Below are 2,582 nucleotides of genomic sequence, written 5' to 3'. Positions count from 1 at the left end.
TGCAGCTTACAGCAATAGGAATATTGCAACTGCCACCCCTTTTTCTAACAATGCCACTATTCTGAGTTTTCCTAAGCAATGTTTCGAAAATTCTTTACCTTCAGGATACACAGCTCAGGAAGTTGATAAGCATTTCAAAGAACAAAATACAGGAATCATAGCTGATTTACCCACTGCTCATGGTTTCTGTATGTTCATTAGAAGAGCTGTACTGAACCAAATTGGCTATTTTGATGAAGAACTATGGGGACGCGGTTATGCTGAAGAAAATGACTTTAGTTTACGTGCAACAAGAGCAGGTTGGAGAAACGTACTTGCAGCTGATACTTTTGTCCAACATGTAGGCTCTGTGTCATTCAGCGGATCTGCTGATGCCTGTATTCGTAAAAACCTTGCAAAGCTCAACCTCCTTTACCCTGACTATGAGGTCAATGTTCATCATTTCATTGAAAGTGATCCACTTTTTTCTCTCCGTAATAAAGTAGCTCTTTCTTTACTTAAAGACAGCTGTAATCGACTCAATACAAAGATTTACTTATACATTTCTCATTCCCTTGGTGGAGGCACTGAAGTTCATATCAACTACATGTCAGAACTTTTACAAGAGGAAAATATTGACGTTTTATTGTTAAAACCAGACTCACATGGTCGTTACTGTTTAGAAAGCACCCGTAAGTCAATCTTCGTAACATGGGACAATAGTCAGTTTGATGCAATGGTCAAAGATCTAAAATCCTTGCATATAAATCACATCCATTATCATCACTGGATAGGCTTCGACAATCGCATATTTAATCTACCCAAGTTACTTGGAAAGCAGTTTGATATCACATTACATGACTATTACACTATTTGCCCCAGAGTCAATATGGTGACTGAATCAAACCGTTTTTGCGATTCAGTCAGTTTTTCAGATTGTAATACCTGCCTAGCTAAAAACCCGCCCCATAGTGAAAATAAAATAGCTCTGGACTGCCAAAGTACGCGTATTCAATCATGGCGAAAAAGCAAGAAAAACTTCCTTAAATCAGCTAGACAGGTTTTTGCACCTAGTCATGATACTGCTAAAAGGATTAATTATTTTTTAAATCTTGACAACCTTCGAGTGCTATATCATCCAGAGTCTGAAGTTAATACTAAGATAGGCGATCTCAAAAGAACAGAATGTTTAAGAGTGGCAGTTCCTGGTGGAATTAGCCGTAATAAGGGGTTTGACAGGCTGGTATCATGCGCTTCATATGCATTAGAAACAGATTTACCTATTCAATTCATTGTGATTGGTTATAGCTGTGATGATAAGAAATTAAACAAGTTTCCTAATATTAAAATCACTGGACGTTATCAACGCAATCAATTCACTTCTATTGCCAGAAAATATAACTGTAGCGTCTCAGTACTTTTCAGTTTATGGCCAGAAACCTATGGATTCACACTCACCGAATCTGTTAATGCAGGCATGCCTGTGTTGTCTTTTAATATTGGCGCTTACGCAGAACGAATTAATAAACTGGAGGTTGGTAGAGTATTACCTTTAGATGCCTCCGACCAACAAATTTGTGAAGCGTTAATTGAACTATCAGAAAATTTTGAGCCATCAGAGATAAGCATGGGTAATGTGTACCCTTCATTAGTCTCTGATTACTATCAACTCGGGGCTGCATCAGAGCATAAAAAAACTGCCTGACTGCTACCTTTTACACACATAAATAAAAACACACATCTTATGAAAAACTCAGTACGAAAAGCTGTTTTCCCCGTTGCCGGTATGGGAACGAGATTTCTTCCTGCAACAAAGGCAACTCCAAAAGAAATGCTGCCTGTCGTTGACAAGCCCTTAATTCAATATGCTGTCGAAGAAGCAGTAGCAGCAGGAATAAAGGATCTGATATTTGTAACTTCTTATACCAAAACACCGGTCATAAATCATTTTGACAAAAACTTTGAGCTCGAATACAAACTACAGGAAGCAGGCAAGAAAGAATTACTGGATGTCGTAAAAAACATTCTGCCTGAAGGGGTCAACTGTTTTTACGTTCGACAACCAGAGGCTCTTGGTCTTGGGCATGCTGTTCTCTGTGCAAAGGACATCATAGGCGATGAGCCTTTTGCCGTGCTTTTAGCAGACGATATGATCTACTGTGATGAAACACCATGCCTGGACACTATGATAGAGATGTCAGTTGAAGCTGAATCATCCACTGTAGCGGTAGAGCAAGTTCCTATGGCTCAGGTAAACAAGTATGGTGTCATTGACCCTGAGCAAATCACAGAACGAGTTTACAAACTCAAAGGTGTAGTCGAAAAGCCACCCGTCGAAAAAGCACCCTCTAACCTCTCGATTGTAGGCCGCTACGTTCTGCAACCCAGAATTTTTGAACTTCTTGAAAACACACCACGTGGCGCTGGCGGTGAGATCCAGTTGACGGATGCCATTGCTGCTCTTCTGTTAGAACAGGATGTTCACGCTTATCGTTTCAATGGTGTTCGTTATGACTGCGGAAGTAAAATGGGTCATATGCAGGCGAATGTTGAATACGCCTTGAGACATCCTGAGCTTAAAGACAGATTCACAAAGTACCTGC

Annotated in this window: 2 protein-coding genes; both read left to right on the top strand. The window is 40.0% G+C overall.

Annotated elements, in window-relative coordinates:
• A partial coding sequence (locus KDK17_RS04515; RefSeq protein ID WP_257287450.1) for a glycosyltransferase occupies positions 1 to 1,684 on the top strand: 1,684 nt, incomplete at its 5' end.
• Positions 1,685 to 1,723: 39 nt separating this feature from the next.
• Positions 1,724 to 2,582, top strand: an 859-nt coding sequence (galU, locus tag KDK17_RS04510) for a UTP--glucose-1-phosphate uridylyltransferase GalU (RefSeq protein WP_257287449.1), incomplete at its 3' end; no start/stop codon positions are given.

The sequence above is a fragment of the Endozoicomonas sp. SESOKO2 genome (assembly GCF_024606245.1).
Classification (GTDB): domain Bacteria; phylum Pseudomonadota; class Gammaproteobacteria; order Pseudomonadales; family Endozoicomonadaceae; genus Endozoicomonas_A.
This window is presented reverse-complemented; position numbering and strand designations above follow the sequence as displayed.